This is a genomic window from Nocardia sp. XZ_19_231 (assembly GCF_015355705.1).
GTDB classification, from domain to species: domain Bacteria; phylum Actinomycetota; class Actinomycetes; order Mycobacteriales; family Mycobacteriaceae; genus Nocardia; species Nocardia salmonicida.
In genome coordinates, this window is record NZ_JACUZI010000003.1 from 969,771 (window position 1) to 994,417 (window position 24,647).

Below are 24,647 nucleotides of genomic sequence, written 5' to 3' on the forward strand. Positions count from 1 at the left end.
TTCCGTACTACGCAGCCATCTGAACTCACGACGCCTCCCCGAGTTCGGCGGCGACCTCGGTGGCCAGCAGCCCGGTCACGTGCTCGCGCCAGTCCGGCGCACCGTGTGGGTCGTCGAACCACACGTCGTCGTCCAGTTCGGCCAGCGCGTCGGTCACCTCGGATTGCGAAGGTAAGGAATCGAAGTCGAGGACGATCGGTCGCACCGTCGCCGCAGTGACGGTGATCGCGCAGCGGTCGTCGGCCTCGCGTCTGCCCATCACCACCGATCCGGAACGCCCGAGCGGAGCCAAGGCGATCTTGCGAAAGCTGGTGCGCGCCAAGAGACTCGAAGTGGGCACCAGAAAGGAGCGCACGACAGCGCCCGAGGCGAGCAGATTCTCGCCGGGCCCGGTGACGAAGTCGCGCAGGCTGATTCGACGCTCGCCGCCGCCACGTGGCCAGATCACCGCCGTCGCGTCCAAGGCGACGAGCGCGCCGAGTACCGCACCAGCGGGCAGCGACAGGCACACATTCCCGCCGACGGTGGCGGTGCGCCAGATCTTGTGTGAGGCCAGCAGCGCCCGGCAGGACTGCGCGAACAGCGCCGTCCCCGGCCACTCCGGCCGCAGCATCGGCGTGCCGAGTTCGCGGCCGGGCCCGGCGCCGGCGAACTCCGCCAGCGTGCAGGTCGCGGCGATCTCCAGCCCTTGCGCGCCTGCCGTCAGCGGCGCCCAGCCGAGGGTGGTGATGTCGACCAGCCGGTCGAGATGATCGTGCGGCTCGGAGAACAGGAAGGTGCCGCCCGCCAGCACCGCGCTACCCGCTCCGACCTGTGCCAGATCGGCGCGCTCGCGGGCGAGAACAACCTCGGAAACAGTATCCAGATCCACGTTCACCTCGCTTACCTCACCGGCCACAGTAGGGGCCGGGAGTTGCCACGATGTTGCACGAAACCCGCGCCAGATTGCGCCGCGGTTAACCCGGTGTACGCCATCCAGTGTGCGCCGATCCGAGCAAAACCGCAGTTCAGCACGCCGTCGCCGACGACAACCGCCTTCAGCCGACCCGCTGCGCCCGATCACGCACCGGCCAGCAGCGTGGCTTGCGCCTGGGCCACCTCGGCGCCGACCGACATCTCGTCCACGGTGAGCACCACATCGTCGCGAACAACCTCGCGCCCGTTCACCACCAGCGCGGCCAACGGCGGAGCCGACCCGAGCACCAGCGCGACAACAGGGTCCTCGATGCCCGCGTGAGCAGGGGTATCCAGCCGCCACAGCGCCAGATCGGCCAGCTTGCCCGGCTCGATGGACCCGATCTCCTCGGCGCGCCCGAGCACCCTCGCGCCGCCCATGGTCGCCAGTTCCAGCGCGGTCCGCACCGTCATCGCCCGCGGCCCGCCGACCGCCCGCGCATACAGCAGCGCGTTGCGCGGCTCCTCGATCATCGAACTCGACTCGTTGCTGGCCGCACCGTCGACCCCGAGACCCACGGGCACACCGGCCGCCACCAGGTCGGCGGTCCGCGCGATCCCGGCGCCCAGCCGACCGTTCGACGTCGGGCAGTGCGCGATCCCGGTCCCGGTCCGGGCCATCGCCGCGATCGCCGGGTCGTCGAGATGCACGGCGTGGGCATACCAGACGTCCTCGCCGAGCCAGCCGAGCTGTTCCATGTACTCAGCGGGCGTGCACCCGAACTTCTCCAGGCAGAATTGCTGCTCGTCGAGGGTTTCGGCGAGGTGGGTGTGCAGCCGGACTCCCGCGGAACGCGCCAGCGCCGCGGACTCGCGCATGAGATCGGCGGTCACCGAGAACGGCGAGCAGGGGGCCAGCGCGATCCGCACCATCGCGTCGAAGGACGGGTCATGCCAGTCCTCGACGGCCGCGGCACTCGCGGCGAGGATGTCGTCGATCGACTCCACCACCGAGTCCGGCGGCAACCCGCCGTTGCTCTGTCCGAGATCCATCGACCCGCGCGCCGGGTGGAACCGCAGCCCCACCTCGGCGGCCGCCCCGATCTCCGCGGCGAGCAGATCGCCGCCGCCACGCGGGAACACGTAATGGTGATCCGACGACGTCGTGCAGCCACTGCGCGCCAGCGAGACCAGCGCGCCGGTGGCCGCGGTCCGCACCGATTTCTCGTCGATCCGCGCCCACACCGGATACAGCGTGGTCAGCCACTCGAACAGGGTGTTGTCGGCGGCCAGCCCGCGGGTGATCCACTGGTAGAGGTGGTGATGGGTGTTGACCAGACCGGGCGTGAGTACACAGCCGCGCCCGTCGATCCGCGCGACCTCGGGACCGAGTTCCGGCGGCTCACCCTCGCCGACGGCATCGATCCTGTTGCCACGCACGGTGACCCAACCGTGGCGGTACTCGGTGCCCGCCGCGTCGACGGTCACCACCGCGCATCCGTGGATCAGCAGATCCGGCGCGCTCACGGCTGCCACGCGATCCCCGCGTCGGGTGCGTCCGCGCGCGCCAGGGTGGCGTGGATCGAGCCGTACGGCCGGTCGGCCGCCCAGAAGACCTCACCCTTGTTCTCGATCTCGAACTGCGCCAGGTCGTAATCGAAGTGGTGCTTGTTCGGCGCCGACAACCGGATCTCGGCGAGCATCGGAAAACGTTCCAGCGCAGCCGTTCCCATCGCGTACAGCGTCTGCTGCAACGCCTTGGAATACGTGGTCGCGAACAGTTCGAGCAGCGTGGCGCGAATCCCGGCGTACACCTCGTCCCAGTCGACTCCACCGGTTTCGGCGAACCGCCACTGGACCACCAGCGAACTGGCCAGCACCCGATCATGGGTCGGCGCGAGGGTCGTGTACTCGTCGGTGAGGAAGTCGGCGAACTCCGAGCCGGTCGACTTGAGCAGCACCAGGTCCTTGATCCCGCCGATCACCCAGGTCTGTTGCTCGGCCCCCGTACCCGCCACCGTCACCGCGGCCGTGCGCACCTCGGGCCCCTGCCGCACCCACGTGTGATCGTGTTCGGCGCCGCCGATCGACACCCGTTGCCAGCCATAGGAGTCCACGTCGATCCGCGCACTCGACACCGGCTCGACCGTATCGACGAAATGCTTCGCGAGCGCGATCGCGTAGTCCTCGATGGTGTCGAGGCCCGGCTTCTTCGCATAGATGAAAGCGGTGTGCTTCTGGGTGTCGGTGGGCAGAACGTGACGCTGGTCACCGTCGGTGTATGCCGCCTCGAAATCGCCCCGCAGAGCGGTGGAGACGTTCACGTCGCGAATCTCGTGGCGCGCGTTCTCTTTGTAGAAACGCACAACCCGATTCTCGGCCTTGCCATATCGATGATCGGTCAACACGATCGGACCAGTCAGTGCCATCTCAGCTCCCTCGGTAGGTGGAATAGGCGAACGGCGACAGCAGCAGCGGCACATGCAGATGCGGCTGCTCACCCACCGTGAACGCGACGCAGACTTCCGGATAGAAGGTCTCGCTACCCTGCGCCGCGAAATAGCTGCCGGTGTCGAAGAAGAGGCGGTAGTCGCCCGGATTCAGCCCGGCCGCAAGCTCTTTCACCCGCCCGTCGGCATCGGTGAGCGCTTCGGTGAGCCGCTGGTCCTCGCGCATGAGCCACACGGCGACACCCGCCGCGGGCGCACCGCGCACAGCATCGAGGACGTGGGTGCTCAGGCTCGTCATGACACCACCAGTCCCGCCAGGCGCAGCCGGTTGATCTTCGACAGTTCTGTTCGCATGACCTGCCTTTCGGTCGACGGATCGTTGTCCAAGCGCGCCCGCAACACCGCCAGCAACTCCTCGCCGCTGCGGCCCGCGGCGCAGACCAGATAGATATGGCCGAACTTCGCCTCGTAGGCGCGATTGCCCTCGGCCAGCGCCGAGCGCACGTCCTGGCCGGCCACGCCGGACTGTTCGCGCGCCGACACCGCCGAGGTCGGGCGGTCGCCGATGCGCGGGTGACCAGCCAGCGCCGCGTCGATATCGGCGTCATCGAGCGAGGCCGACGCCGCGTCGGCGGCCGCCGACAGCGATTCCGTGGTCGCGTAGGGACGCGCGGCCGCGACAGCCCGTGCCCAGCGCGGCGCGGAGCAACAGGCAAGCAATGCCTCTTCGGCCGTCGCCGCAGGTAGATCGTTGAAACCCGCGAGGCTCAACCCTTGGCTCGTCATCGATCCAGCATCGCGCGATCCCCGCCCCGCCGCCACCGATGTGCAGTCCATCACGTCGGCGTGTCGTCGCCGCTGCGCTCCCCTGTTGTAATCGAGCGGCAACATTGCGTCATTACCTTCGCTCACATGCCCCCGATGGACCGTTCCGAGCACTCCTCGTGCACGGGCATCGTCCTCGCGGCGGGTGCGGGCACGCGATACGGCAAACCCAAGGCACTCGCCGAGAACGGCGCCTGGCTGCGCTCGGCGATCACCGCCCTGCGCGACGGTGGTTGCGATCCGGTGATCGTCGCGCTCGGCGCGACCGGACCCGATCCGGCCGCTCTCGGACTGCCCGCCGGTACCGAGTGGCGGTGGGTAGCCGACTGGGCGACCGGACTCTCCGCGACGGTGCGCGCGGGCCTGCGCGCCGCCACCGAGACAGGCACCCGCTATGTGGCGTTCTTGCCCGTCGATACTCCCGATGTCGGGGCCGATGTGGTCGCCAGAGTGCTCGCCGCGGCGCGTTCGAGCCAGAGCGGACTTGCTCGTGCTGTGTTTCTCGACACACCTGGACACCCCGTTGTGATCGAGAACAAGCACTGGGAAGCCATTTCGGAGGTAGCTGTAGGCGATACCGGGGCCGGTTCCTATTTGGGCGGTCGACAGGATATGGTGTGCGTCACGTGCACCGACTTGGCGACAGGGACCGATCGCGATTTCCCGGAAGTCGGCGCACGGTGATCGGAGTTGTGAGATATGCGCGATATCGTCGATGACCTTCTGCGAGTGTGGCATTCGGGCCGTACGGGTGGCCTCGCCACCGTGGTCCGTACTATCGGCACCAATTCCCTGCCCATCGGCTCTTCGATGCTCGTCACCCCCAACGGTGGCGTCTTCGGATCCATTGCCTCCGGCCGGCTGGAAGAGACCGTGTATGAAGCGGCTCTGGAAGCGGGTCGCACCGGCGTCCGGCAACTGCGTCGCTACAGCATGCTCACCGGGATGGAATCGACCGCCGACGACGGCACGCTCGTCGATATCTTCGTAGAACCGTTCTCCTGCCGCGATTTTCCCGAATTCCCCACTATTGCCGCTGATATCCAAGCCCATCGCCGGGTCACCGTGTTCACCGTGGTCTGGAATCAGGATCCCGATGTGATCGGCCAGCATCTGGTCACCGACCGCAAGCACGCGACCGAACTCGTCGCGCTGCCCGAGTCGGATCTGTTCGTCGCCTCGTACTGCCCGCCGCCGCGCCTGATCATCTTCGGCGCCAACGCCTATGCGGCCACCCTCGTCGCACAGGCGCGGATGATCGGCTACCGGGTGAGCATCTGCGACTCGCGCCCCGAGTTCGCCGACCCGGCCTCGTTCCCCGGTGCCGAAGTGGTCGTCGACTGGCCGCATCGCTACCTCAACACCCTGTCGGCCGCAGGCGAGGTCGACAGCAGCACCGCGATCGTCGTGCTGGCCAACGAGCCGCGCTTCGAGATCCCGCTGCTCACCGTCGCCTTACGCCTACCCGAGCTCGGATACCTGGCCGCCCTCGGCACCCCGGCCGACCAGGCCCGCCGCCTCGACGACCTGCGGGCGGGCGGCTTCGACGAGCCGACCCTGGCCCGCGTGCACGTACCCGCGGGACTGGAGTCCGGGCCGCGCACCCCCGCCGAGACCGCCGTCTTCATCACCGCCGACTTCCTCGCCTCCCGCGCGGGCCTGCGCCTGGCGGCCCGACGCGACTACGTCTCGACAGCCGCTGTGGGCATGGCGATTTGATGTGCCGCCGGCGCCGCGACCTGCGGCGCCGGCCGAGCGTCTACTTCAAACCGGGATTCTCGGCGTAGATCTCACGAATGACCGACAGGTCGAAGAGCTGGTCGGCCTTGATATCGATCTTGGCGGTGCGTAGGGCGGCGATGTTCTGCTCGATCAGCGCGTCCGACATCGTCAGCAGTCCGTCGGTCGCGGTCGACGCGGAGACGACCAAGTCGTTCTGCGCGATGGCTTCGTCGGTCTGCTCGGCCAGGTCGAGCTTCAGATCCTTGCCGTAGACCTCGACGGCGAGGCGCGCGGACTCGGCGGGGCTGGCGACGGCGTCCTTCCAGCCCTTGATCTGGGCGGTCAGGAAAGCCTTGAGCTTGTCGCGCTCGTGGTCGATGGTGTGCTGGCTGACGGTCATCGTCTCGGCGACCAGCGGCAGACCGAAGTCGGCGAACAGGAAGTGGTCGTTGGCGAAGCCCTTGGCGGCCAGGGTGATCGGCTCGTTGGTCACGTAGCTCACCCAGCCGTCGACCTCACCGTTGGCCAGCGGGGTCGGGTCGAACTGCGCGGGCACCACGGTCACCTCACCCGGACTGATGCCGTTGGCGGCCAGCAGGGCACTGAAGATGAGCTGATTGGTGTCCTGCACGCCGATCTTGCGGCCCTTCATATCCGCGGGCGTCTTTATCGGCTTACCGGCCGAGCTGACAATCGCGAACGGATTCTTCTGATAGGTCGCACCGACGATCTTGGCCGGCAGTCCTTCGAGCACGGCGGGTGCGGTGGTCTGCGGCGCGGAAAGGCCGAGCCAGATCTTGCCGGTATCGAGGCCGGCTTCCACCGAAGTCGACGCCGCGCCACCCGCGACGAGATCTACCGCACCGAATCCCGCATCCTTGAAATAGCCCTTCGAATCGGCGAAATACTCACCTGCGAATTCGATGTTCTTGATCCACGACAACTGGATAGCGACCTTGCCGAATTTCGAGCCGTCGTCGGTCGAACCGTTCGCGGATGTGTTCGAACCGCCGCCACAGGCGGCGAGCAATCCGGCGCCGCCGAGCGCGGCGCCGGTCAATGCGGAAAAGCGGAGAAAGGAACGACGGTCGACACTGTTCATACGCAAAATGTAGGTTCGGCGCGTTTCGTTCTCTTTGCGGCCACGTTCCGCCGCTATTCCTACTTTCCCGCGTTCGGACCGAAGCGCGCGAGCACCACGTTCTCCAGCACTCCGACAATCGCGTACAGCAGCACCGACACCACTGTGACGACCACGATGGACGCCCACAGCCGGTTGTACTGGAACATCGGGATGGCCCGCACCAGGCTCGCGCCCAATCCTGTTCCACTACCGAGCCATTCACCCAGCAGGGCACCGATCAACGCACCGGGTACCGAGATCCTGGCCGCGGCGAACACCGAAGGCAGCGCTGCGGGCACCGCGACCATCCGCAGCCGTGTCCAGCGCGAGCCGCCGTAGGCCGTCACCAATTCCATTGCCTGCCTCGGTGCTTCACTGAGGCCGGTCATGATCATCACCAGGGCGGGGAAGAACACGACGATCGCCGTCAGCACCGTCACCCCCGCCGTGCCACGGCCGAAGATCAGCACGACGATCGGACACAGGGCGACCAACGGCACCGAACGCAAGAGCATCGCGACCGGCATGAACGTCTGTCGCACAGCCGAATACAGCACGAACAGCGCGGCGACGCCGAGCGCGCCGATCATCCCGACCAGAAAGCCCGATGCCGCGTCGCGCAGGGTGATCGCGAGGTCGTCGAAGATCGCCTGCCGTGCCGTCGCCGCACCCGCCGAGGTCACCAGGTAGGCCCAGACATCCGACGGTGTCTTGCCCACCCGTGGACCGATCTGCGGGAACAGGCGAAGGAACAGCGTCCAGATGACGAGCAGCAGGATCAGCGAGCTCGCCAGCGGCAGCAGGAAGCGGCCGATCCTGCGCAAGACGGTGGTGGTCATCGCGTCGACTCCTCGGCGGTCGCCGTCCACGGCGTGATCAGTCGGGCCGCACCCGCCACCAGCAGGTAGCCGAGCCCGGCCAGTGCGGCGGCGGCGATCGCCATGCCCCAGGTGCGTGGCACGTTGTAGGCGGTCTGCGCCGCGGTGAGCGCGACTCCGATGCCGCTGTCGACGCCGCCGAGGTACTCGCCGATGATCGCGCCGAGCACGGCCGACGGCGCGGCGATCTTCAAGGCGGCGAACGTATTCGGCAGCGCCGCGATGGATTGGACACGATACAGCCGCTGCCAGCGGCCACCGCCGTAGGCGCGCACCAGATCCAGGCTCGCCGGGTCGGCCGAGCGCAAGCCGCTCACCGCGCCGACCATGGTGGTGAAGAAGCAGTACATCGCGGCCAGGAACACCGTGGGCGTGCGTCCACCGAATACCACCAGGATGATCGGGCCGAGCGCCACCAGCGGCGTGCAGTAGCTCAGGATGGCCAATTGGGTGGCGAGGGGTTCGATCCGCGGCACCAACATGATCAGCGCCGCGATCCCGATCGCCAGCAGGTTCCCCCACAGGAAGCCCTGCACCGCCCCGATCGCGGTGACCCGGAAGTTGGGTCCGTAGAGCCCCCACCCGTCCGACCACATGGTGGAAAGGACTCGCCACGGCGTGGGAATCGTCCCGCCCGCGGTGCCCGCGGCGGCCAGCGCCCACCACAGCGCGATCAGCGCCACCACGCCCAGTACACCGGCCGCGCGGCCCATGCCCGCGCTCACGCGACCCCACCTCGCCCGAACAGCAACTCGGACAGGTAGTCACAGAGCTTGTGGAATTCCGGGGTCCGCATCATCTCGGGCGTGCGCGGTCGCGGCAGGTCGATCTCGACCAGTTCCAGCACCCGGCCCGGTCGCGGGCTCATCACCGCCACCACATCGGAGAGGAACACCGCCTCGCCGATCCCGTGGGTGACCATCAGCGTGGTCGCGGGTTTCTCGGTCCAGATGCGCAGCAGTTCCAGGTTCAATCGCTGCCTGGTCATGTCGTCGAGCGCGCCGAACGGTTCGTCGAGCAACAGCACCGACGGTTGCACGACCAGTGCCCGCGCGATCGAAACCCGTTGACGCATACCGCCGGACAGCTGAGCGGGCTTGGCCTTCTCGAACCCTTCGAGGCCGACCAGCGCGATCAGTTCGGCGATCCGGTCCGGCGCGGCGGGCAGCCCGGCCACCTGCAACGGAAGCGCGATATTGGACTCGACACTGCGCCACGGCAGCAACGCCGAATCCTGGAAAGCGATTCCGAGCTGATGACCGCCGCGCAATTGTTCCGGGGACAGGCCGTTGATCCGGGCGGTACCCGCGCTCGGATCGTCGAGGCCGGCCAGAATCCGCAACACCGTCGATTTGCCGCAGCCCGACGGCCCGAGCAATGCCAGGAATGCACCGTGAGAAGTCCGCAAATCGACCGAATCCAGCGCGCCGACCGTGTTGCGGCCTACCTTGAAGGTCTTGCTCAACCCACTGATCTCGATCCCGGCGGTCGCGCTACCGGGGATTTCCTTACCCATGCTCGTCACCATAAGAGCGGCTGGTTGCCACGGCATTTCCGAATCGGAGCCCAGATTGCGCCCCCGTAAACCGTGCTCGAGGTCACCACACAAGTGAACCGGTAACGATTCGCTCATGTGAGAGGACATAGAGTGACGGAGGATCTGACAGCCCTGCGAGCGTCGAGCGCATATGCTCTCGGCGACCGGGGGAAGCACTGCGATGACGTGCCCGACAGGGCCCGTGGACTGGAACCGACTGTTCGATGAAGCTCTCTGCACTACGTACCGTGGCCGCGCTGCGCACCACCGCCGTGGCTCTGACCGCCGCATTGTCGGTGGCCGTTGTCGCCGGTGGCGCCGCGACCGCCGAGCCCGAGAAGCCCTCAGCCGTGTCGTCCATCGTCAAAGACGGACGCGTGTGGCACCTGAAGGTGTACTCGGCGGCGATGAAGAAGGACATCACGATCGACGTGCAGCGTCCCGTCGACGAGTCGAAGCCCGCCCCCAACTTCTACATGCTCAACGGTCTCGACGGCGGCGAGGGCACCGCCAGCTGGGCCGCGCAGACCCAGGCGCTCAGCTTCCTGGCCGACAAGCAGGTCAATGTGGTCCAGCCGATCGGTGGTCGCGGCAGCTACTACGCCGACTGGAAGCAAGACGACCCGAAGCTGGGCCTGAACAAGTGGAACACCTTCTTCACCCAGGAGCTCCCGCCGCTGCTCGACGGCGCCCTTAACTCGACCGGCCTGAACTCGCTGGCCGGGCTGTCCACCTCCGGCACCTCGGTGCTGCAGCTGGCCGAGGCCAACCCGGGTCTGTTCAAGTCCGTCGCCGCCTACAGTGGCTGCGCGCAGATCGCCGACCCGATGGGCAAGCAGGCCGTCAAGTTCTCCGTGGAGACCTGGGCAGGCGGCAAGACCGCGAACATGTACGGCCCGGACAACGATCCGGCGTGGGTCGAGAACGACCCGGTCGTCAACGCGGAGAAGCTGCGCGGCACCAACCTCTACATCTCCAGCGGTAGCGGCATGCCGACCAACGCCGACGTCGCCTACTACCTCAACGGTTCGCCCGGCCCGATGGGCGTGATCAACCTCGGTCTCGGTATCGGCATCGAAGCCGCGACCAACGCTTGCACACAGAACCTGAAGGCCAAGCTGGACTCGCTGGGTATCCCGGCGACCTACCAGTTCACCCCGATGGGCACCCACTACTGGCCGTACTGGGAGCAGGCGCTGCACGAGTCGTGGCCGATGCTCGCTCAGGGCATGGGTATCTGATTTCCCACTGAAAAGCGGGAGGCATCCGGATTCGGATGCCTCCCGCTTTTTGCGTTGTCGCCCAACTACGCGGTGGGCGCGACCGCGGTGCGCACCGTGAGCCCGGAGCGGATGAAATAGGCGATCTCCTCGCAGATCTCGTCGACCGAGATCGCGTCACCGGGAACGGTGGCGTGCACCATCTCCTGGGCGAGCGAATTCACCGCGCCGATTACCGCGAGGCCGAACAGGTGCAGGCTGCGCGATTCCGCCTCGCCGCGCTCGGCGGCACGTTGGGCTTCCCGCGTGAGCAGGGCCGAAATCGACCGCCGCTGCGCGCGCCGCCATTCCTCCACCACCGGACTCACCCCGACGACCTCGACATAGAACACCCGCGCCGCCCGGCGATCACGGCAGGTCACCGCGAGAAACGCACGGAAACTCTCCACCACGCGCACCACCAGCGGCTGTTCACTGGTGCTTTCCAAGGCCTCGTCGAGGCGGCGCAGCGCGGCGGCGTTCAACCGGTCGACGAGTGCGATCAACAATGCCTCGCGGCTACCGATGTCTTCGTAGAAACTGCGGGTCGACACATTCGCGGTCGAACACAGTCGTTCGATCGAGGTCGACGAATATCCCTGGGTTCCGAATAGTTCCAGCGCCGCGTCGGTCAACCTGTTGCGGCGCAGCGCTACTCGCTGCTGGCGCGACAATCCACCGTAACTACGACCACTATCGGTTACATCCGCACGCCGAACCACGGATGCATGCTAGCGCGCGATCGCCCGGTAGCCAGTCGATTCGCCATTGTCGCCACGAGCGAATTCCGCTGGCGCGACGGAATTGTCGAACGGGGTGATCAATTCTGTTCGATAGTGGGTTCGCCGTCGTCGAGCGGCTCGGCCAACGGCCAGCCGCCGGCGGCCAGATGCGAAGCCACCCGCGAGACATCATCGGACGCGGGCTGCTGCTTCGCGAAATCGGCGATGGCGGCGGCGATATCGGCCTCGCTGATCTTTTCGCCCTCGCGGCTGGCCTCTACCAGCCCCTCGCCGATCACCACCACCTCGTAGTCGGTGAGGTGGCGGTGCAGCACCGCGAACAATGCGACGTAGTCCGACTGCGGAATGCCCTGCGGATACCCGGCACGCAACCAACCGAGCACCCGAGAGAGCAGGTTGCCGCGGACCGAGGGGCTCGGCGAGGCGGGGTTCGGATCGGTCATGGCTTCCTCACTCATGCTTGGCCGAACAGGTGGATGCCGAACTGGTGAGCGATGAATGCCTTGGCGGTGAACAGGATTCCGGCGATCACCACGACGACGATGAGGACCAGACAGGTCAGCGCACCGGCCAGCGCCGGATAGTTGCGCCGAACTCGGCCCTCGGCGTCGACGGTCTCGGCATCGGCCCACCACCGCACGGCGTACGCGAAAACCGCGGGTACGCCCGCGCCGAAGATCAGCGCGGCGAGCAGCACTTCCCACAGTGAACTCAGATTGGTGATCACGGTGTGCACGATCGCTCCCCTCTACCCGACATGGTTCTGGTCGATCGGCGACGGTGCCGAGGTGGGTGGCTGATGGCCATCGGGCCATTCGTTCACATTGTGGGTGCCGACCGGGTCCCGGCGCGACCGGAGATAGATTCCCAGCGCCCCGGCGATCAACAGGCCGAACACCACGAGGACACCGGGGAGCCCACCGATGAGGTGGGCGATCACCCAGCAGATCGCGCCGACGATGCCCGCCATCGGCAGGGTTAGCAGCCAGGCGACGGCCATCCGGCCCATCACTCGCCAGCGCACCTCGGCGCCCTTGCCGATGCCGGTACCGAGGATCGCGCCGGTCGCGGTCTGCGTGGTCGACAGCGGCAGTCCGAAGTGCGCCGAGGTGAGGATGATCGCTGCCGAGGTCGACTCGGCGGACAGACCCTGCGGTGACTCGATCTCGACCAGGCCCTTACCGAGGGTCCTGATGATCCGCCAGCCGCCGAGGTAGGTACCGAGGGCGATCGCGACCGCGCAGGAAGCCATCACCCACAGCGGCATGTGGTCGTCCTTGCCCAGCGAGCCGTAGGCGACCAGCGCGAGGAAGATGATGCCCATCGTCTTCTGCGCGTCGTTGGTGCCGTGCGCCAGCGAGACCAGTGAGGCCGAGCCGATCTGTCCCCAGCGGAATCCCTCGTCGGTCTTCGCCCGGTCGACGCCGTGGGTGATCCGGTACACCAGGAAGATGCCGATGGCCGCCACCATGGCCGCGATCACCGGCGCGAGCAGCGCAGGCAGCACGATCTTGATCAGCACGCCGTCCGACCCCGATGCCCAGATCACGCCGTTCCAGCCGAGCGCGGCGATCGTCGAGCCGATCAGCCCGCCGAACAGCGCGTGCGAGGAACTCGACGGCAGGCCGAGCAGCCAGGTCAACAGATTCCACAGGATGCCGCCGACCAGGCCGGCGAAGACGATGACCAGCAGGTCGTGTCCACTCACATCGTTCAGTTTCACGATGCCCTTGGCCACCGTCGCCGCCACCGACACCGACAGGAAGGCACCGATCAGATTCAGCACACCGGAGAGGGCTACCGCCGTCTTCGGCTTCAGCGCGCCGGTGGCGATCGACGTCGCCATGGCATTGGCCGTGTCGTGGAATCCGTTGGTGAAGTCGAAAGCGAGAGCTGTGGCGATGACGATCAACAGGATCATTAATTCGGCGCTCACCCGAACAGTGTGTCGTATGCTGCCGCCGGATTGCCAAACTGTTGCGGGTCGGTCTCCTGAACTGCGTTGACCCTCAGCCGAGTGCGCGCACCGCGTCGATCGCATCGGCCTGGGCGGGTTCCTTGTCCGGCCGATAGCGGACCACTCTGGCGAAGCGCAGCGCCACCCCGCCGGGATATCGAGTACTGGTCTGGACGCCGTCGAGCGCGATCTCGACGACCAGTTCGGGGCGCAGGTACACGGTCTGACCGTCGCGGTGGGTTTCGTGGCGCGGGAATTCCTCGGTCTGCCAGCGCAGCAGTTCGTCGGTGAGGCCCTTGAAGGTCTTGCCGACCATCACCGGCTCGCCGGTCTCCGGATCACGGGCGGCCAGGTGCAGATTGGACAGGAACCCGGTGCGGCGGCCGTAGCCCCATTCGGCGCCGATCACCAGTAGGTCGAGGGTGTGCGCGGGTTTGATCTTCTGCCAGGCCTTGCCGCGTCGGCCCGCGGCGTACGTGGCATCGAGCGCCTTGACCATCACGCCCTCGTTGCCGACGGCCAATGCGTCGTCATAGCAGTCGGCGGCGGCCTCGGGCGTCGGCGCGATGAGCGCGGGGATGCTGTGGTCGCCCGCGACCTGCTCGAGCGCGACGCGGCGCACACGCAGTGGTTCGTCGATGAGGTCGACGCCGTCGAGGTGCAGGCAGTCGAAGAAATAGGGGTGCAACTGGCGTGGATCGCCGATGGTGGCGAACCTGCTCATCGTCTCCTGGAACGGCCGTGGGCGGCCCGAGTCGGTGAGCGCGAGGGTTTCGCCGTCCAGGACCACGGTGGCGCAGTCGAGGGTTTTGACCAGGTCGACGAGTTCGGGGACGCCGGTGGTGATGTCGCGCAGGGTTCTGGTGAACACCCAGACCTGGTCGCCGTCGCGGTGCACCTGGATGCGGGCGCCGTCGAGCTTGTGTTCGACACTGATGTCGGAGCCCAGTTCGGCGAGGGCCTCATCCAGTGAGCCGCCGGGCGAGGCGAGCATCGGCGCCACGGGGCGGCCTACTTCGAGACGGAATGCCGACAGTGCTCGTTCGCCCCCGGCGAGCGCGGCGATCGCGGTGGTGGGGAGTTGGCCCGAGAGCATGTGGGCGCGGCGCACCACGTCGACCGGGATACCGGTGGACTGGGCGAGCGCCTCGACGACGATCGCGGTGAGCGCGCCCTGACGCAGTTCACCGGTGAGCAGGCGGATCAGGAAGGACTGCTCCTCCTCGGTCGCCGAGGTGAACAGCGCGGTGAGCAATTCGCGACGCCGGTTGGTCGAACCTTTGCCGTTCAGCCCGGTGAGCTGGGAGAAGATGTCGTCCACCGCACCGACGGTGAGGCTCGCCTCGCTGCTCGGCGGCGTCTCGAGCCCGGTCACCGTGCGCCAACCGGCCCCGATCCGGCCCTGCACCAGCTCACCGGACAACCACGCCACCACGGTGCCGATCTCGGCGGGCCCGGCGGCACCGAAGAGCTCGGCCAGCGCGGCGGTTTTCGCCTTGCGCGACCGAGTCGCTCGCACGGCAGCGGAGGCCGTGACGACATCGCTGTACAGCACCTCACGACAGTATCGCGAGGGTGTGACACAGAGCTCGAGGCCGTTGTTAAGAATCCTTTGGCAAGCCTGCGAAAGGCCCTTAAACTGGACATATGGCCAAGACCTATGTCGGAGCGCGGCTGCGCCAGCTGCGTACCGAACGTGGGCTGAGCCAGGTCGCGCTCGCGCAGAAACTGGAGATCTCGGCCAGCTATCTGAACCAGATCGAACACGACGTGCGACCGCTCACCGTGCCGGTGCTGACGCGCATCAACGAAGTCTTCGGCGTCGACCCCACCTTCTTCTCCGCCCAGGACGACACCCGGCTGATCGCCGAGTTGTCCGAAGTCGTGATGGACGCCGAACTCGGCATCGAGGCCGACACCCAGCAGATCGCCGACATGGTCTCCGCGCATCCGTCGATGGCGCGCGCCCTGGTGGCCATGCACAACCGCTACCGCAACACCAGCGCGCAGCTGGCCGCCGCCACCGAGGACCGGTTCGCCGACGGCTCCGGTAGCGCCGCGATCAGCAAGCCGCACGAGGAAGTGCGCGACTACTTCTATCAGCGCCAGAACTACATCCACGAATTGGATACCGCCGCAGAGGATCTCACCGCGCGCATCCGATTCCACGGCGGCGAGGTGAGCACCGAGATCGTGCGCCTGCTGCGCGCGCACGGCGTGCGGATCAGCGAGCGCATCGACCTCGGCGAGGGCGTCCTGCACCATTTCGACCCCGAGACCAAACAGCTCGAGATCTCCCCACATCTGTCCGGTGGCCAACGCACCTTCAAGCTCGCCGCCGAACTGGCCTACCTCGAATGCGGGCCACTGCTCGAAAAGCTGGTCGACGAAGGCAATTTCGCCTCCGACGCCTCGCACAAACTCGCGATGCTCGGACTGGCGAACTACTTCGCGGCCGCGATGGTGTTGCCTTACACGCACTTTCACGAAGTGGCCGAGAATTTCCGCTACGACATCGAGCGGCTGTCAGCGTTCTTCTCGCAGAGTTTCGAAACCATCTGCCACCGCCTCTCGACCCTGCAACGACCGACTCTGCGCGGGGTCCCCTTCTCCTTCGTGCGCGTCGACCGCGCGGGCAATATGTCCAAACGCCAGTCCGCCACCGGTTTCCACTTCTCGGCCAGCGGCGGCACCTGCCCGCTGTGGAACGTCTACGAGACCTTCGCCTACCCCGGCAAGATCATGACCCAGATCGCCCAGATGCCCGACGGCCGCAAATACCTCTGGATCGCTCGCACCGTGGAACGCCGCGCCACCCGCTACGGCCAACCCGGCAAGACCTTCGCCATCGGCCTCGGCTGCGAACTACGCCACGCGGGCCGCGTCGTCTACGCCGACGGCATCGACCTGGGCGAAGCCAACGCCACCCCCATCGGCGCGGGCTGCCGAGTCTGCGTGCGCTCCAACTGCCCCCAGCGCGCCTTCCCCCCGCTGGGCAAGGCTCTCGATATCAGCGAACACCGCAGCACGGTCTCGCCGTACCTCATCAATTGACATCCTCCCCGTCCTTTAGACGGGGATTCCTACCAGCACGCTCGGGCGCTCTCGGCGGGTTCCTGCTTCACCGCGCAGCGCCGGAACACACCCCGGACTCACCCGCACTCCACAAGCGTTTAACCTCTCCACCTGACCAGCGGCGAGAACATTCTTAGCAGCGTTGACATCCCGGTCGTGGGTGACGCCACACCGGCACGTCCACGACCGCACCGACAACGGCTTCTTCCCATCGACAACCCCACATGCCGAGCACAGTTGCGACGACGGGAAAAACCGGTCCACCCTGGCGAAATACCGTCCGTACCGGGCCGCTTTCTCCCCGACCAGGCGAGTGAACATCGCCCAACCCGCATCATGCACCGACTTCGCCAGGCGAGTCCGCGCCAACCCCTTCACACACAAATCCTCGACAAACACCGCTTGGTTATCACGGACAATCGTCGTGGACAGTTTGTGCGCGAAATCGCTGCGCTGATCAGCCACCTTCACGTGCGCGCGGGTAACCCTGATCCGGGCCTTACCCCGGTTGTTGGAGCCCTTCTGCTTCCGCGCGAGTGCTTGTTGAGCTTTACGAAACTTGCGTTCGGCCCGACGAAGAAACCTCGGGTTCTCGATGACCCGCCCATCGGAGAGGACCGCGAACGACGCCAACCCCACATCGATACCCACCTCGGCATCGACGTCAGGCAACGGCCGGGTTTCCACTTCCACCACGAACGACGCGAAGTACCTTTCGGCCGCGTCCTTGATCACCGTGACAGACGAGGGTTCCGACGGCAGGCGACGCGACCACACCACCTTCACGTCCCCGATCTTGGGCAACCGCAACTTCTCCCCGGCGGTGACCGTGAACCGGGCGTTTCGGGTGAACCGGATCGCCTGTCGGTTGTCACGCCGTGACCGGAACCGCGGCGCCGCGACCTTCGACCCCTTCCGTGCGCCGGTGACTGAGCCGAAGAAGTTACGGTACGCGGTATTCAGATCAGCCAGGGCCTGCTGCTGCAACACCACCGCCGACACCCCACCCAACCACGCTCGTTGCGGGGTCTTCTTCGACTCCGTCAACAACTTCGACAGTTCCGCATCAGTAACCCGGCGGCCCTCCCGGAACGCCTGCTGTCGGATGGCGAGGGCGTCGTTGAACACGACTCGGGCACAGCCGAATGCTTGCGCCAACGACTGCTGCTGCCCCGCGGCCGAACTCAGAAGGCCTCCTCCGGGACGGCCATGATGTCGTTGTCGATGGTGGCGAGGATGTTCCTGGTGGCGGTGAGCTCGGGGAGGACATTCTTGGCGAAGAAGCTCGCTGCGGCGACTTTGCCCTGGTAGAAGGGGCGGTCCTGCGGGGCGGCGTCGGAGGCCAGGGCGGCGGCCGCGATGTCGGCCTGGACCAGCAGGCGCCAGGCGATGAGGAGGTCGCCGACCGACATCAGGAAGCGGACCGAGCCGAGGCCGACCTTGTAGAGCTCGGTGGGTTCGGTCCGGCCAGCCATGGCGTAGCCGGTGAGGGTGGCGGCCATAGCGCCGATGTCGGCCTGGGCGGTGCGCAGCAGGGCGCGCTCGACGGCGAAGCGGCCGGTGTCGTTGTCCAGGTAGGCGCTGATCTGGGCATTCACATGGGCCAAGGCGACGCCACGATCGCGAATGATCTTGCGGAAGAAGAAGTCCTGAGCCTGGATCGCCGTGGTGCCCTCGTAGAGCGAGTCGATCTTGGCGTCACGGATGTACTGCTCGATCGGATAGTCCTGCAAATAGCCGGAGCCGCCGAACGTTTGCAGCGACTCCGTGAGCAACTGATACGCACGCTCGGATCCGACGCCCTTGACGATCGGCAGCAGCAGATCGTCCACCCGGTGCGCGGTCTCGGGATCGGCCCCGGACACCAGCTGCGCCACCTCCGCGTTCTGATGCGCGGCGGTATACAGATAGACCGCTCGCAGCCCCTCCGCGTAGGCCTTCTGCATGGCCAGCGACCGGCGGACATCGGGGTGATGGGTGATGGTGACGCGCGGCGCCGCCTTATCGGCTATCTGCGTCAGATCCGCACCCTGCACCCTCGTCTTGGCGTACTCGAGCGCGTTCAGATACCCGGTCGACAACGTCCCCGACGACTTCACACCCACCGTCATCCGAGCGTTCTCGATCACCTTGAACATCTGGGCGATGCCGTTGTGCACATCGCCGACCAGCCAACCCTTGGCGGGCACCGCAGTGCCGCCGAAGGTCAGCTCGCAGGTCGGTGAGGATTTGATCCCCATCTTGTGCTCGACCCCGGTCAGATACACACCGTTGCGGGCGCTCGGTTCGAGCGTCTCGGGATCGAAGAGGAACTTCGGCACGTAGAACAGCGAAAGCCCCTTGGTGCCGGGGCCCGCGCCCTCCGGCCGGGCGAGCACCAGGTGGAACATGTTCTCCGCCGTATCCCCCACGTCACCGCCGGAGATGAACCGTTTCACCCCCTCGATGTGCCATGACCCGTCGGGCTGCGGCACAGCCTTGGTACGACCGGCCCCGACATCGGATCCGGCATCGGGCTCGGTGAGCACCATGGTCGCCTGCCACCCGCGCTCGAACCCGCCCCGTGCCCAGCGCTGCTGTTCGTCATTGCCGAGCTCATAGAGCACCGAGCTCATCAGCGGACCCATGTTGAAGAAGCTGGCCGCCGGATTGGCGCAGATGATGAGCTCGTTGATCGTCCACATGAGCACGTTCGGGGCGGCGGTGCCGTCCATACCCGCCGGCATGCCGAGGCGGTGCCAGCCCGCCTCGCGCACCACGTCCACCGTCTTGCGCAGGGGTTCGGGCACGGTGATGTCGTGGGTATCGGGGCGGAAGACCACCGGGTGCCGGTCGGCGTCGGCGAACGAGTCCGCGATCGGCCCCTCGGCCAGGTTCTTCACCTCGACGAGGAGCTGACGCACAGTATCGGAGTCCAGGTCGCCGTAGGCCCCGGTGTCAAGAAGCTTGTCGAGGTTCAGCACCTCGAACAGGTTGAACTCGATGTCACGCACGTTCGCCTTGTAGTGCCCCACGGGGCCCTCCTCGACTGACCGCACACGGCCGATTGCCGTGTGACTCGGCTGCTCGACGTCGTACAAATCGAAGCGTGCCGCACCTGCGCGCCCTTACGCAACCGTAGGTACGCCGATCCTTCGGCAGTCCCTCAGTCGAACAATTCACACGGACGAAACAGACGAAACGGGCACGTGACCGGGAGACATTCGGGTGCAACAAGTTCCATCTACTGTCTCGAATCACGAATACAGCAGCTGTATACAACTCGGTGTACATCCAGTCGCCGGGGAACAGCCGTGGTGTTCGTTGTGGCGCGTGTGGCGCCGCCGTTACACCTGATGAGGAGAACCGCCCCATGTCTGAATCCCGTTTGGTCAAGGCACTTGTCGTGCCTGCCGCGGTGGCCGTCGCCGGCCTGCTGCTCACCGGCTGTGGTGCTCGCGACGACGCGTCGACCGGCTCGACCGCCGCCTCCTGCGTCGACACCAGCAAGGACACCATCAAGGTGGGCTCGCTGCACTCGCTGTCGGGCACCATGGCTATTTCCGAAGTGACCGTGGCCAATTCGACCAAGCTGGCGATCGACCAGATCAACGCGGCGGGCGGTGTGCTCGGTAAGAAGATCGAGATCGTCCTCGAAGACGGCGCCTCCGACCCCAAGACCTTCGCCGAGAAGGCCGAGAAGCTGATCAGCTCCGACTGTGTCGCTTCGGTATTCGGCGGTTGGACCTCATCGAGCCGCAAGGCCATGAAGCCCAAGTTCGAGAGCCTGAACTCGCTGCTCTACTACCCCGTGCAGTACGAGGGTCTGGAAGATTCCAAGAACATCTTCTACACCGGCGCCACCACCAATCAGCAGATCATCCCCGCGCTGGACTACCTGAAGCAGAAGGGCATCAAGTCCCTCTACCTGGTCGGCTCCGACTACGTCTTCCCGCAGACCGCCAACCGCGAGATCAAGGCCTACGCCGCGGCCAACGGCATCGAGATCAAGGGCGAGGACTACACCCCGCTCGGCTCCACCGACTTCTCCACCATCGTCAACAAGGTGCGCGCCGCCAAGGCGGGCGCGGTGTTCAACACCCTCAACGGTGACTCCAATGTCGCCTTCTTCCGCGAGTACACCAACGCGGGCCTGAAAGCCGCTGAGATGCCCGTGGTCTCGGTGTCGATCGCCGAGGAAGAGGTCGCCGGTATCGGCGCGCAGAACATCGCGGGCCAGCTGACCGCCTGGAACTACTACCAGACCGTCGACTCCCCGGCGAACAAGAAGTTCGTCGCCGACTACAAGGCCGCCTTCGGCGCCGACAAGCCCACCTCGGACCCGATGGAAGCCGCCTACGCCTCGGTCTACCTGTGGAAGAACACCGTCGAGAAGGCGAAGTCGTTCGCGGTAGCTGATATTCAGGCCGCGGCCGACGGCGTGAGCTTCGACGCCCCGGAGGGCACCGTCACCATCGACGGCTCCAACCACCACATCACCAAGACGGCCCGCATCGGTGAGATCCGCCCCGACGGCCTGATCTACACGGTCTGGGATTCCGGCAAGGCCATCATCCCCGACCCGTACCTGAAGTCCTACGAGTGGGCCAAGGGCCTCAAGTAAAAAGCCCGACAGGTGTGGGACGCGCGGCTCGCGCGTCCCACACCGCCCCAGTTCCAAGGAGTCCACTGCAATGGACGTGCTGATCAGTCAGCTCTTCACAGGGTTGAGTCTGGGATCCATTCTTCTGCTCGCCGCGCTCGGTCTGTCACTGACCTTCGGTCAGATGGGCGTCATCAATATGGCGCACGGCGAATTCATCATGGCCGGTTGCTACACCACTTATGTTGTGCAGCAGGTCTTCTCGTCAGCGGGAGTTTCGCTGGTCGTGTCCCTGCTGGTGGGCTTCCTCATCGGCGGGCTGCTCGGCGCCGCCCTGGAGATGGGGCTCATCCGCTACATGTACGACCGCCCGCTCGACACGCTGCTCGTCACCTTCGGTGTCGGACTCGTGCTGCAGCAGGCCGCGCGTGACATCTTCGGCGCGCCCGCCAAGAACGTGCTGGTGCCCGAATGGCTCAGCGGCGGCATCACCATCGCGGGCGCGGTCGTGCCGAAGACCCGCATCTTCATCCTCGTGCTGGCGATCGTCGCGGTGACCACCCTGGCCGCCGTACTCAAGACCACGCCCATGGGCCGACGGATCCGCGCCGTCGTGCAGAACCGCGGACTTGCCGAAACCAGTGGCATCTCCAGCAGATTCACCGATATCAGCACGTTCTTCATCGGCTCCGGGCTGGCCGGTGTCGCCGGTGTGGCGCTCACGCTGATCGGCTCGACCAGCCCCACCATCGGCCAGAGCTATCTGATCGACGCGTTCCTGGTGGTGGTGATCGGTGGACTCGGCCAGATCAAGGGCACGGTGATCGCGGCGTTCGCGCTCGGCCTGCTCAACTCGTTCATCGAATACTCCACCACCGCGTCCATCGCGAAGGTGATCGTGTTCGTGCTGATCGTCATCTTCCTGCAGGTCCGCCCGCAGGGCCTGTTCACCGTGCGGACGAGGAGCCTGGCATGACCGCACTCACCGAACGTCTCCGCGAATATCCGCGGCTCACCCCACTACTCGGTTTCGGCGTTGCCGCGATCCTACTATTCGGCGTCGCGCCGGCGGTTCTGAGCGACTTCCGCTTGAACCTGCTCGCCAAGTTCCTCTGCTTCGCCATCGTGGCCGCCGGTATCGGATTGGCTTGGGGCCGAGGCGGAATGCTCACCCTGGGTCAGGGCGTGTTCTTCGGCGTCGGCGCCTACATCATGGCCATGCACATGCAGCTCGCCGATGCCGCCCGCCTCGGCAACGACGTCCCGGAGTTCATGGAGATCTCCGGCATCAGCGAACTGCCGGGATTCTGGCAGCCGTTCAGTTCCGCGCCGGTGGCCGTTCTCGCCATCCTGGTGCTGCCCGCGCTGGTCGCCGCGGTGCTCGGGTACGGCGTGTTCAAGCGCCGGGTGCGCGGCGCCTACTTCGCCATCCTGAGCCAGGCGCTGGCCGCGGCGCTGGCGATCCTGCTCACCGGCCAGCAGGCCATCGGCGGCTTCACCGGTCTGTCGGACTTCCGCTCCTTCTTCGGATTCCGGCTGTCGGACCCGGCCAACCGGCAGATGCTGTTCTTCATCGCGTCGGGCACGCTGCTGGTGGTGGTCGCGCTGATCCGCCAGCTCAACCGCAGCCGCTACGGCGAACTGCTGGTGGCGGTGCGCGATGCCGAGGAGCGCGTGCGCTTCCTCGGCTACGACCCGGCCAATATCAAGATCGTCGCCTATGTGGTGGCGGCGTTCCTGGCCGGTATCGCCGGTGCGCTGTTCACTCCGATCGTCGGCATCATCTCCCCCGCCGACATCGGCGTCATCCCGTCGATCGCCTTCCTCATCGGTGTCGCCATCGGCGGCCGCACCACGCTGCTCGGGCCGATTCTCGGTGCGATCGGCGTCGCCTGGGCGCAAACCTCGCTGTCGGAACAGTTCCCGTCGGGCTGGACCTACATGCAGGGCATCCTGTTCATCGTGGTCGTCGGCTTCATCCCCGCCGGGCTGGCCGGACTGTGGCCGATGTTCAAGGGCTGGCTCGACAGTCGCAAGAAGTCGCCGCCCGCACCGGAAGAACCCGCGCCGGTCGTGATCGAGGAAGAGGTGCACGCGCGATGACACTCGAACCCAAAGCCGGCGGCAACGCAGGCATGGACAGCGATTACCTCGAAATCCGCGGCCTCTCGGTGAGTTTCGACGGTTTCAAGGCGGTCACCGAGGTCGATCTCACGGTGCTGCAGGGCGACCTGCGGTTCCTGATCGGCCCGAACGGCGCGGGCAAGACCACACTGATCGACGCCATCACCGGCCTCGTTCCGGCCACCGGTTCGGCGCAGAAGTCGGGCACCGAACTGCTCGGCAAGAAGGTGCACCAGATCGCGCGTCTCGGCATCGGGCGCACGTTCCAGACGGCCAGCGTCTTCGAACAGCTGACCGTGTTGCAGAACCTGGATATCGCGGCGGGCGCGGGGCGTTCGGCCTGGTCGCTGCTGCGCACCCGCAAGTCGGTCCTGCCCAGCATCGAAGAGGCTTTGGAGACAACGGGTCTCAGCGCGCTGCGCGACAAGCCCGCCGGGGTACTCGCGCACGGGCAGAAGCAGTGGCTCGAGATCGGCATGCTGCTGGTGCAGAACGCGTCGGTGCTGCTGCTCGACGAGCCCGTCGCGGGCATGAGCGCCGAGGAGCGCGAAGAGACCGGAAACCTGTTGCGCCGCATCGGTAGTGACCGAGTAGTCGTCGTGGTCGAGCACGACATGGACTTCATGCGCTCCTTCGCCACCTCGGTCACCGTGCTCGCGGGCGGCAAGGTACTCAGCGAGGGCAGCGTGGAACAGGTGCAGGCCGATCCGAAGGTGCAGGAGGTCTATCTCGGCACCGCGAATCTCGCCGCGACAGACAAGGAGTCGGCCGATGCTTGAGCTACACGACATCCATTCCGGGTACGGGCGCACGGAGGTGATCCACGGCGTCAGCATGACCGTGCCCGACGACAGCGTGGTCGCCATCATGGGCCACAACGGCGCGGGCAAGACCACCCTGCTTCGCACCGCGGTCGGCCTGCTGCCCACCAAGTCGGGCACCATCACCTTCGACGGCGAGAAGATCACCAAACTCTCGCCTTCGCAGCGGGTCAAGCGGGGTATCGGCTACGTGCCGCAGGGTCAGCAGAGCTTCGGGCAGCTGACCACCGCCGAGAACCTGCAGGTGGTCGCGGACGGGCGCAAACGGGGCAAGGCGCTGATCGACGAATCGCTCGATCTGTTCCCCGCCCTGCGTGAACTGCTCACCCGCAAGGCCGGCCTGCTCTCGGGCGGTCAACGGCAGCAGCTGGCCATCGCGCGGGCCCTGATCACCGAGCCCAAGCTGCTCATTCTCGACGAACCGACCGAGGGCATCCAGCCGTCGGTGGTCGCCGAAATCGAGCGCACCATCATCGAATTGACGCAGCGCGGTGGTTTGAGCGTGCTGCTGGTGGAGCAGCACATCGGCTTCGCACTGCAGGCCGCGCAGCAGTACTACGTGCTGCACTCGGGGCATCTCGGCTCGACCGGGGCAGGCGGGGCAGGCGCGGAATCCGCGGTCCGCGCGGCGATGGCGATCTGATCGCAGCGGCGCGC

25 protein-coding genes are annotated in these 24,647 nt (G+C 66.4%); 9 read left to right on the forward strand and 16 right to left on the reverse strand.

Going from position 1 to position 24,647, the window contains the following annotated elements; genetic code table 11:
* Positions 1 to 25: 25 nt before the first annotated feature.
* From IBJ82_RS17655 to uraD, 5 genes are all read right to left on the reverse strand, one after another.
* Positions 26 to 871, reverse strand: a complete 846-nt coding sequence (locus IBJ82_RS17655) for an FAD binding domain-containing protein (RefSeq protein WP_194826937.1) — start codon at positions 869 to 871, stop codon at positions 26 to 28.
* Positions 872 to 1,059: 188 nt separating this feature from the next.
* A complete protein-coding gene (locus IBJ82_RS17660; RefSeq protein WP_194826938.1) occupies positions 1,060 to 2,430 on the reverse strand; it encodes an 8-oxoguanine deaminase in 1,371 nt (456 codons plus the stop codon).
* The gene (gene pucL, locus IBJ82_RS17665) at positions 2,418 to 3,323 is read right to left on the reverse strand and encodes a factor-independent urate hydroxylase (protein ID WP_194826939.1); all 906 of its coding nucleotides are present in this window, start codon (positions 3,321 to 3,323) and stop codon (positions 2,418 to 2,420) included. The genes IBJ82_RS17660 and pucL overlap by 13 nt, the downstream gene beginning before the upstream one ends.
* 1 nt (position 3,324) lies before the next feature.
* Positions 3,325 to 3,642, reverse strand: coding sequence for a hydroxyisourate hydrolase (gene uraH / locus IBJ82_RS17670; protein WP_194826940.1), 318 nt, complete (start codon positions 3,640 to 3,642; stop codon positions 3,325 to 3,327).
* Entirely contained in the window at positions 3,639 to 4,130 is a 492-nt protein-coding gene (uraD, locus tag IBJ82_RS17675) for a 2-oxo-4-hydroxy-4-carboxy-5-ureidoimidazoline decarboxylase (RefSeq protein WP_194826941.1), read from the reverse strand. The genes uraH and uraD overlap by 4 nt, the downstream gene beginning before the upstream one ends.
* A 126-nt stretch (positions 4,131 to 4,256) precedes the next feature.
* Between uraD and IBJ82_RS17680 the strand changes: the two genes are divergently transcribed.
* Complete coding sequence (locus IBJ82_RS17680) at positions 4,257 to 4,853, forward strand: nucleotidyltransferase family protein (protein WP_228537170.1); 597 nt, start codon at positions 4,257 to 4,259, stop codon at positions 4,851 to 4,853.
* 15 nt (positions 4,854 to 4,868) lie between these two features.
* A complete protein-coding gene (locus tag IBJ82_RS17685) occupies positions 4,869 to 5,888 on the forward strand; it encodes an XdhC family protein (RefSeq protein ID WP_194826942.1) in 1,020 nt (339 codons plus the stop codon).
* 40 nt (positions 5,889 to 5,928) lie between these two features.
* Here IBJ82_RS17685 and IBJ82_RS17690 read toward each other — a convergent pair whose 3' ends face one another.
* From IBJ82_RS17690 to IBJ82_RS17705, 4 genes are read right to left on the reverse strand one after another with little or no spacing between them, the layout of a single operon-like run.
* On the reverse strand, positions 5,929 to 6,993 hold the full coding sequence (locus IBJ82_RS17690) for an ABC transporter substrate-binding protein (RefSeq protein ID WP_194826943.1): 1,065 nt from the start codon (positions 6,991 to 6,993) through the stop codon (positions 5,929 to 5,931).
* 59 nt (positions 6,994 to 7,052) lie between these two features.
* Complete coding sequence (locus IBJ82_RS17695; protein WP_194826944.1) at positions 7,053 to 7,853, reverse strand: ABC transporter permease; 801 nt, start codon at positions 7,851 to 7,853, stop codon at positions 7,053 to 7,055.
* Positions 7,850 to 8,605, reverse strand: coding sequence for an ABC transporter permease (locus IBJ82_RS17700; protein WP_194827219.1), 756 nt, complete (start codon positions 8,603 to 8,605; stop codon positions 7,850 to 7,852). Before IBJ82_RS17700 ends, IBJ82_RS17695 begins: the two co-directional genes overlap by 4 nt.
* A gap of 8 nt (positions 8,606 to 8,613) precedes the next feature.
* The gene (locus tag IBJ82_RS17705) at positions 8,614 to 9,408 is read right to left on the reverse strand and encodes an ABC transporter ATP-binding protein (RefSeq protein ID WP_228537171.1); all 795 of its coding nucleotides are present in this window, start codon (positions 9,406 to 9,408) and stop codon (positions 8,614 to 8,616) included.
* 245 nt (positions 9,409 to 9,653) lie between these two features.
* Here IBJ82_RS17705 and IBJ82_RS17710 point away from each other — a divergent pair, with 245 nt between their 5' ends.
* The gene (locus tag IBJ82_RS17710; RefSeq protein WP_194826945.1) at positions 9,654 to 10,670 is read left to right on the forward strand and encodes an alpha/beta hydrolase family protein; all 1,017 of its coding nucleotides are present in this window, start codon (positions 9,654 to 9,656) and stop codon (positions 10,668 to 10,670) included.
* A 65-nt stretch (positions 10,671 to 10,735) separates the two neighbouring features.
* On the opposite strand, the gene IBJ82_RS17715 is transcribed toward IBJ82_RS17710, so the two are convergent.
* From IBJ82_RS17715 to IBJ82_RS17735, 5 genes are all read right to left on the reverse strand, one after another.
* Positions 10,736 to 11,410, reverse strand: coding sequence for a TetR/AcrR family transcriptional regulator (locus IBJ82_RS17715; protein ID WP_370585355.1), 675 nt, complete (start codon positions 11,408 to 11,410; stop codon positions 10,736 to 10,738).
* Positions 11,411 to 11,508: 98 nt separating this feature from the next.
* Complete coding sequence (locus IBJ82_RS17720) at positions 11,509 to 11,874, reverse strand: DUF3349 domain-containing protein (RefSeq protein ID WP_194826946.1); 366 nt, start codon at positions 11,872 to 11,874, stop codon at positions 11,509 to 11,511.
* Between the two features lie 11 nt (positions 11,875 to 11,885).
* Positions 11,886 to 12,167 carry a hypothetical protein gene (locus IBJ82_RS17725; RefSeq protein WP_194826947.1) on the reverse strand — a complete coding sequence of 94 codons (282 nt, stop codon included), beginning with the start codon at positions 12,165 to 12,167 and terminating at the stop codon, positions 11,886 to 11,888.
* Between the two features lie 12 nt (positions 12,168 to 12,179).
* Positions 12,180 to 13,367 (reverse strand): inorganic phosphate transporter, encoded by a 1,188-nt coding sequence (locus IBJ82_RS17730; protein WP_194826948.1) that lies wholly within the window; start codon positions 13,365 to 13,367, stop codon positions 12,180 to 12,182.
* 73 nt (positions 13,368 to 13,440) lie between these two features.
* Positions 13,441 to 14,943 (reverse strand): ATP-dependent DNA ligase, encoded by a 1,503-nt coding sequence (locus IBJ82_RS17735; RefSeq protein ID WP_194826949.1) that lies wholly within the window; start codon positions 14,941 to 14,943, stop codon positions 13,441 to 13,443.
* Positions 14,944 to 15,035: 92 nt separating this feature from the next.
* On the opposite strand from IBJ82_RS17735, the gene ramB reads away from it, so the two are divergent.
* On the forward strand, positions 15,036 to 16,442 hold the full coding sequence (gene ramB / locus IBJ82_RS17740) for an acetate metabolism transcriptional regulator RamB (protein ID WP_194826950.1): 1,407 nt from the start codon (positions 15,036 to 15,038) through the stop codon (positions 16,440 to 16,442).
* 15 nt (positions 16,443 to 16,457) lie between these two features.
* Here ramB and IBJ82_RS17745 read toward each other — a convergent pair whose 3' ends face one another.
* Complete coding sequence (locus IBJ82_RS17745; protein ID WP_194827222.1) at positions 16,458 to 17,651, reverse strand: RNA-guided endonuclease TnpB family protein; 1,194 nt, start codon at positions 17,649 to 17,651, stop codon at positions 16,458 to 16,460.
* A complete protein-coding gene (locus IBJ82_RS17750) occupies positions 17,648 to 19,477 on the reverse strand; it encodes an acyl-CoA dehydrogenase (RefSeq protein ID WP_194826951.1) in 1,830 nt (609 codons plus the stop codon). The genes IBJ82_RS17745 and IBJ82_RS17750 overlap by 4 nt, the downstream gene beginning before the upstream one ends.
* A gap of 338 nt (positions 19,478 to 19,815) precedes the next feature.
* Between IBJ82_RS17750 and urtA the strand changes: the two genes are divergently transcribed.
* From urtA to urtE, 5 genes are all read left to right on the forward strand, one after another.
* The gene (gene urtA / locus IBJ82_RS17755; RefSeq protein ID WP_194826952.1) at positions 19,816 to 21,066 is read left to right on the forward strand and encodes an urea ABC transporter substrate-binding protein; all 1,251 of its coding nucleotides are present in this window, start codon (positions 19,816 to 19,818) and stop codon (positions 21,064 to 21,066) included.
* A 70-nt stretch (positions 21,067 to 21,136) separates the two neighbouring features.
* A complete protein-coding gene (gene urtB, locus IBJ82_RS17760; protein WP_056814698.1) occupies positions 21,137 to 22,021 on the forward strand; it encodes an urea ABC transporter permease subunit UrtB in 885 nt (294 codons plus the stop codon).
* Complete coding sequence (urtC, locus tag IBJ82_RS17765; protein ID WP_194826953.1) at positions 22,018 to 23,148, forward strand: urea ABC transporter permease subunit UrtC; 1,131 nt, start codon at positions 22,018 to 22,020, stop codon at positions 23,146 to 23,148. Before urtB ends, urtC begins: the two co-directional genes overlap by 4 nt.
* Positions 23,145 to 23,948: an urea ABC transporter ATP-binding protein UrtD gene (gene urtD, locus IBJ82_RS17770; protein WP_194826954.1), complete on the forward strand. Its 804-nt coding sequence runs from the start codon at positions 23,145 to 23,147 to the stop codon at positions 23,946 to 23,948. Before urtC ends, urtD begins: the two co-directional genes overlap by 4 nt.
* Positions 23,941 to 24,633, forward strand: coding sequence for an urea ABC transporter ATP-binding subunit UrtE (gene urtE / locus IBJ82_RS17775; RefSeq protein WP_194826955.1), 693 nt, complete (start codon positions 23,941 to 23,943; stop codon positions 24,631 to 24,633). The genes urtD and urtE overlap by 8 nt, the downstream gene beginning before the upstream one ends.
* Positions 24,634 to 24,647: the final 14 nt, after the last annotated feature.